Source organism: Xanthobacter autotrophicus, from assembly GCF_029991245.1.
Taxonomy (GTDB): Bacteria; Pseudomonadota; Alphaproteobacteria; order Rhizobiales; family Xanthobacteraceae; genus Xanthobacter; species Xanthobacter autotrophicus_C.
In genome coordinates this window covers 1-6,107 of the sequence record NZ_JAIVFO010000199.1, presented here as the reverse complement: position 1 = coordinate 6,107, position 6,107 = coordinate 1, and the positions used below count along the sequence as shown (strand labels likewise).

Sequence of the window (6,107 nt, the reverse complement as noted above, 5' to 3'; positions counted from 1 at the left end):
GCAGGGCATGTGGCCAGCAGGCCCCCACCCTAACCCTCCCCCGCGAGCGGGAGAGGGGATGGCCCGCTCCCGGTTCGTCATCACGCGAATTCCAGGATCACCGCATCCACGGCGAGGCTGTCGCCCGCCTTGGCGTGGACCGCCTTGATGACGCCGTCGCGCTCGGCGCGCAGCACGTTCTCCATCTTCATGGCTTCCACGATGGCGAGGATCTCGCCGTTCTTCACCTCCTGGCCGGGGGTGACGGCGATGGAGACCACGAGGCCCGGCATGGGGCACAAAAGCTCCTTGCCGCCGCCGGCGGTTTCCTTCTTCGGCATCAGCGCCGCGAGCGAGGCCGACAGCTCGGTGTAGACCCGCGCCTTGGTGGCGATGCCGCGATGGGCCAGCACATAGCCGTTGGGGATGGTGCGCACCTGCACCGCCACCTGGTCGGCGTCGATGGTGCCCGTCCACACCACGTCGCCGGGCTTCCAGGTGGAGCGCAGCAGGTGGGTGTGGCCGGCCGTGCCGTCGGCGTCGAAGATCTGCACCTTGTAGCCGCCGTCCACCGCTTCCACCTCGCACGGGGTGGAAAGGGTCGCCTCGGCGGCGGAGAGGTGCACGATGCGGCGCTTGGCGAAGGCCACCGGCACGCCGGAGGTCTGGCCGGAGATGTGCCGCTTGCGGGCGTTGTGGATGTGGTCGATCACCGCCGCCACGGCCGACAGGGTGTGCACCAGCTCGCCTTCCGGCGCGCGGGCGTGGAAGCCGTCGGGATATTCCTCGGCGATGAAGCCGGTGGAGAGGTTGCCCTCCCGCCAGCGCGGGTGGGACATGAGCGCCGACAGGAACGGGATGTTGTGGCCGATGCCGTCGATGGCGAAGGCATCCAGCGCATCCGCCTGCGCCTCGATGGCGATGGCGCGGGTGGGGGCGTGGGTCACCAGCTTCGCGATCATGGGATCGTAGAAGATGGAGATTTCCCCGCCCTCATAGACGCCGGTGTCGTTGCGCACGGTGATGGGGCCGTCCTTGCCTTCCGCCGGCGGGCGATAGCGCACCAGGCGGCCGGTGGAGGGCAGGAAGTTGCGGTAGGGGTCTTCCGCATAGATGCGGCTTTCCACCGCCCAGCCGGTGAGCTTCACGTCCTCCTGGGTGAGGGAGAGCGGCTCGCCCGCGGCGACGCGGATCATCTGCTCCACGAGGTCGATGCCGGTGATCAGCTCGGTGACCGGATGCTCCACCTGCAGGCGGGTGTTCATCTCCAGGAAGTAGAAGCTCTTGTCCTGCCCGGCCACGAACTCCACCGTGCCGGCGCTGTCGTAGCCCACGGCCTTGGCGAGGGCCACGGCCTGCTCGCCCATCTTCCGGCGGGTGGCCTCGTCCAGCAGCGGGGAGGGGGCTTCCTCCACCACCTTCTGGTTGCGGCGCTGGATGGAGCATTCGCGCTCGCCCAGGTAGATGACGTTGCCGTGCTTGTCGCCCAGCACCTGGATCTCGATGTGGCGCGGGTCGACGATGAACTTCTCCACGAACACGCGGTCATCGCCGAACGAGGACTTGGCCTCGCTCTTGGCGCGGTCGAAGCCGTCCTGCACCTCGTCGCGGGAATAGGCGATGCGCATGCCCTTGCCGCCGCCGCCGGCGGAGGCCTTGATCATCACCGGATAGCCGATCTCGTCGGCGATCTTCGCCGCCTCGGTGCCGTTCTCCAGCACGCCCAGATAGCCGGGCACGGTGGAGACATGGGCTGCCGCCGCCGCCTTCTTGGACTCGATCTTGTCGCCCATGGCCTCGATGGCGTGGGGATTGGGACCGATGAAGACGATGCCGTGTTCCGCCAGCAGCTTGGGGAAGGAGGCGCGCTCGGAGAGGAAGCCGTAGCCGGGATGCACCGCTTCGGCGCCGGTGAGCTTGCAGGCCTCCACGATCTTCTCGGCGATCAGGTAGGACTGGGCGGCCTGGGGAGGGCCGATATGCACCGCCTCGTCGGCCATCTCCACATGGAGGGCGTCCCGGTCGGCGTCGGAATAGACGGCGACGGTCTTGATGCCCATCTTGCGCGCCGTCTTGATGACGCGGCAGGCGATCTCACCCCGGTTCGCGATCAGGATCTTCGAGAACATGGTGCGGGTTCCTTGGGCGCCATCGGCGCGGAAATAGGTGCGGTGTGGCCCCTTACCCCTCTCCCCGTGCGGGAGAGGGTGCCGGAGCGAAGCGAAGGCGGGTGAGGGGTCTGCCCGGCGCCGGGTCCACTGGCGCCACACCCCTCACCCCAACCCTCTCCCGCACGGGGAGAGGGGGAGCGTCGGTGCCGCTTGGAAGCCGCTTAAAGCGGCATGTTGTCGTGCTTGCGCGAGGGCTGCTCGAGCTTCTTGGTGCGCAGCATGGCGAGCGCGCGGGCGAGGCGCCGGCGGGTCGAGTGCGGCATAATCACCTCGTCCACATAGCCGCGCTCCGCCGCCACGAAGGGCGAGAGGAAGCGTTCCTCGTAATTCTTGGTCTGGGCCGCGATCTTCTCCGGGTCGCCCATGTCGGCGCGGAAGATGATCTCCACCGCGCCCTTGGCGCCCATCACCGCGATCTGGGCGGTGGGCCAGGCATAGTTCACGTCCGCGCCCACGTGCTTGGAGGCCATCACGTCATACGCGCCGCCGAAGGCCTTGCGGGTGATGACGGTGACCAGCGGCACGGTGGCCTGCGAATAGGCGAACAGCAGCTTGGCGCCGTGCTTGATGAGGCCGCCGTATTCCTGCGCCGTGCCGGGCAGGAAGCCGGGCACGTCCACGAAGGTGACGATGGGGATCTCGAAGGCGTCGCAGAAGCGCACGAAGCGCGCCGCCTTGCGGGAGGCGTCACTGTCGAGCACGCCGGCCAGCACCATGGGCTGGTTGGCGACGAAGCCCACCGTGCGCCCCTCGATGCGGCCGAAGCCGGTGACCATGTTGCGGGCGTAGGCGGCCTGGATCTCGAAGAAATCGCCCTCGTCCACGACCTTCAGCATCAGCTCCTTGATGTCGTAGGGCTTGTTGGGATTGTCCGGGACCAGGGTGTCGAGGCTCTCGTCGTAGCGGCCCGGATCGTCGAAGGACGGCCACTCGGGGGCGCCCTCCTGGTTGTTGGCGGGCAGGAAGTCGATGAGCCGCCGGGTCTCCAGCAGCATCTCCACGTCGTTCTCGTAGGAGCCGTCGGCCACCGAGGACTTGGTGGTGTGCACCTTGGCGCCGCCCAGCTCCTCGGAGGTGACGGTCTCGTTGGTGACGGTCTTCACCACTTCCGGGCCGGTCACGAACATGTAGGAGGTGTCGCGGACCATGAAGATGAAGTCGGTCATGGCCGGGGAATAGACGTCGCCGCCGGCGCACGGGCCCATGATCAGCGAGATCTGCGGGATGACGCCGGAGGCGACCACGTTGCGCTTGAACACCTCGCCGTAGCCGCCCAGCGCCGCGACGCCTTCCTGGATGCGCGCGCCGCCGGCATCGAACAGGCCGATGATGGGCGCGCGAGTCTTCAGCGCCATGTCCTGGATCTTGGTGATCTTGCGGGCGTGCTCCTCGGAGAGGGAGCCGCCGAACACGGTGAAGTCCTTGGCGAAGACGAACACCTTGCGGCCGTTGACCGTGCCCCAGCCGGTGACGACGCCGTCGCCGGGGACCTTCTGGTCGGTCATGCCGAAGTCCACGCAGCGGTGCTGCACGAAGGTGTCGTATTCCTCGAACGTGCCGCGGTCGAGCAGCAGCTCGATGCGCTCGCGGGCGGTGAGCTTGCCGCGGGCGTGCTGGGCCTCGATGCGCCGTGCCCCGCCGCCGAGCCGGGCGATGGAGCGCCGGCTTTCCAGCTCTTCGAGGATATCCTTCATGCCGAGCGCTCCCCAGGTTTGGTACTTGGAACCATATTTGTGAAACGAGACTATCGAGGGTTCAAAGGGGGCGAAAGCCCAAGCTTTGCGCTGCCTCTGCTCCCGAACGCTGCTGTCGGCTAACAGGAGTTGCGGGCTTTGGGAATATGTGAAAAATTCACGTTGTTTATTGTGAAGAATTTGCAATCCCGAAGTCGGGGCCGCCCATGCGTCAGAAGATCTATGCCGGCCATGCGGTGCGGCGGCTGCGGGAAAAGCTGGGGCTCAAGCAGAGCGAGCTGGCGCAGCGCCTCGCCGTCTCGCCGTCCTACATCAACCAGATCGAAAGCAACCAGCGGCCGCTGACGGCCTCGATCCTCATCGCCATCTCGCGCACCTTCGCCGTGGACATCACCTCCTTCGGCGCGGAGGACCTGGACCGGCTGGTGGCGGACCTGCGCGAGACCGCCGCCGACCCGCTGTTCAAGGATCTGGACCTCGGCCTGCAGGACATGAAGGCCGTGGCCAACCTCTCCCCCGCCTTCGCCCATGCCTTCCTGCGCATGCACGTGGCGCTGCGGCGCACGGCGGAATGGCGCGCCTCCCTCGACGACATGCTCACCGCCGGCGTGACGCCGGGGGCGGACGAGGCCAAGCTGATCCCCTACGAGGAAGTGCGGGATTTCTTCCACTACATCGACAATTACGTGGACCCCCTCGACCGGGCCGCGGAACAGGCTGCCTCCAGCCTCGGCATCCTGGAAGGGGCGGACCCCGCCGCCGCCTTCGCCGCCCATCTCGCCCGCCGCCACAATGTGCAGGTGGAGGTGGGGCCGGCGGACCCGGATGCGCCGCTGTCGCGCTTCGATCCGCGCTTGCGGCGGCTGGTGCTGTCGGGGGTCTTGTCGGCGCCGACGCGGGCGTTCCGCATCGCCGCCACCATCGCCCAGCTGGAGCATGGCGCGCTGGTGGAGGATACGGTGGCCTCCGGCGCCTTCCGCAGCCAGACCGCGACGGAGATCTGCCGGCTGGCGCTGCATAATTATTTCGCCGGCGCGCTCATGCTGCCCTATCGCCACTTCCACGATCTGGCCCGGCGGCTGCGGCACGACCTCGACCGCCTCGTGCTGGAGACCGGCGCCAGCCTGGAGCAGGTGTGCCATCGCCTGTCCACGCTCCAGCGGCCGGGGGCGAAGGGGGTGCCGTTCTATTTCGCCAAGGTGGACCGCGCCGGCAACATCACCAAGCGCCATTCGGCCACGCGCTTCCAGTTCGCCCGCCACGGCGGGGCCTGCGCCGCCTGGAACGTGCACGAGGCGTTCGAGATGCCGGGGCGCACGCTGGTGCAGGTGGGCGAGATGCCCGACGGGGCGCGCTACATCTGCCTTGCCCGCGCCGTGGTCAGCCCCTCCCTGCGCCACGGCCAGCCCTCGCGGGCCTATGCCTTCGGGCTTGGCTGCGAGGTGGCCTTCGCCCACGACATCGTCTACGCGGACGGGCTGGACCTCAAGGCCGCGCCGGTGGCCAAGCTCGGGGTTTCCTGCCGCATCTGCCCGAGGCGCGATTGCGACCTGCGGGCCTTTCCGCCGCTGGACCGGGAGATCCGCATTGACGAGAACGTGCGGGATATTGTTCCGTTTACCATCTCCTGACGTAATTGCGCCTTCCTGCCGCTTAGGAATGGCCCTGCCTTGGCACATGAAACGCCATGAGGCCGGAGATAAACTAAGTGCATCGACTCTCTATCGAGTCGAATGGGAGTGATCCATGAGGGTGCTCAGACTGGCTGGCTGGGTCGCGGGCCTGGCGATGGCCGGAATGGTGTCGGCGGCCCATGCGGCGCCGGCCTTTTCCACCGCGAACGTGAATATCCGCACTGGTCCGGATACCGAATTCCCCAGCCTTGGCGTCATCCCCGAAGGTGCGCCGCTCGAAGTCGAGGGCTGTCTCCAGGATGAATCCTGGTGCGACGTGATCTGGCAGGATTACCGCGGCTGGGTCTACAGCGAGTATCTCGGCTATGAGCAGCAAGGCCGCACCGCCGTGCTTCCCGACTGGGGCGTGGCCGCCATCGGCGTGCCCGTGGTGGCGTTTGCCGCCTCGCAATACTGGAACCAGTATTATGTGGGCCGGCCCTATTATGTGAACCAGCCCTGGTACGCCGACCGCTACCGCTGGGAAGGCTATGCGCCGCGGCCGCGCCCCGGCTGGTATGGCCCGCCTCCGGGGCCGCGCCAGCCCGGCTGGTGGCGTAACAATTATATCGCTCCCCCCGGCATGCAGC

Annotated in this window: 4 protein-coding genes; 2 read left to right on the top strand and 2 right to left on the bottom strand. The window is 67.6% G+C overall.

The genetic code is table 11. The annotated features are described in order from the left end of the window. Window positions 1-80 precede the first annotated feature (80 nt). Window positions 81-2,108 (bottom strand): acetyl/propionyl/methylcrotonyl-CoA carboxylase subunit alpha, encoded by a 2,028-nt coding sequence (locus K9U41_RS21245; RefSeq protein WP_282642838.1) that lies wholly within the window; start codon window positions 2,106-2,108, stop codon window positions 81-83. A gap of 203 nt (window positions 2,109-2,311) precedes the next feature. Further along, on the bottom strand, window positions 2,312-3,844 hold the full coding sequence (locus K9U41_RS21240; protein WP_282642837.1) for an acyl-CoA carboxylase subunit beta: 1,533 nt from the start codon (window positions 3,842-3,844) through the stop codon (window positions 2,312-2,314). A gap of 206 nt (window positions 3,845-4,050) precedes the next feature. Here K9U41_RS21240 and K9U41_RS21235 point away from each other — a divergent pair, with 206 nt between their 5' ends. Both K9U41_RS21235 and K9U41_RS21230 read left to right on the top strand, forming a co-directional pair. Further along, window positions 4,051-5,475: a helix-turn-helix domain-containing protein gene (locus tag K9U41_RS21235; RefSeq protein ID WP_282642836.1), complete on the top strand. Its 1,425-nt coding sequence runs from the start codon at window positions 4,051-4,053 to the stop codon at window positions 5,473-5,475. Between the two features lie 115 nt (window positions 5,476-5,590). Beyond that, window positions 5,591-6,107, top strand: a 517-nt coding sequence (locus K9U41_RS21230; RefSeq protein ID WP_282642835.1) for an SH3 domain-containing protein, incomplete at its 3' end; no start/stop codon positions are given.

Excerpts from the sequence above, each read along its gene's own strand:
- K9U41_RS21235 (WP_282642836.1), top strand. The coding sequence starts at position 4,051 with ATGCGTCAGAAGATCTATGCCGGCCATGCGGTGCGGCGGCTGCGGGAA.
- K9U41_RS21245 (WP_282642838.1), bottom strand. The coding sequence starts at position 2,108 with ATGTTCTCGAAGATCCTGATCGCGAACCGGGGTGAGATCGCCTGCCGC.
- K9U41_RS21240 (WP_282642837.1), bottom strand. The coding sequence starts at position 3,844 with ATGAAGGATATCCTCGAAGAGCTGGAAAGCCGGCGCTCCATCGCCCGG.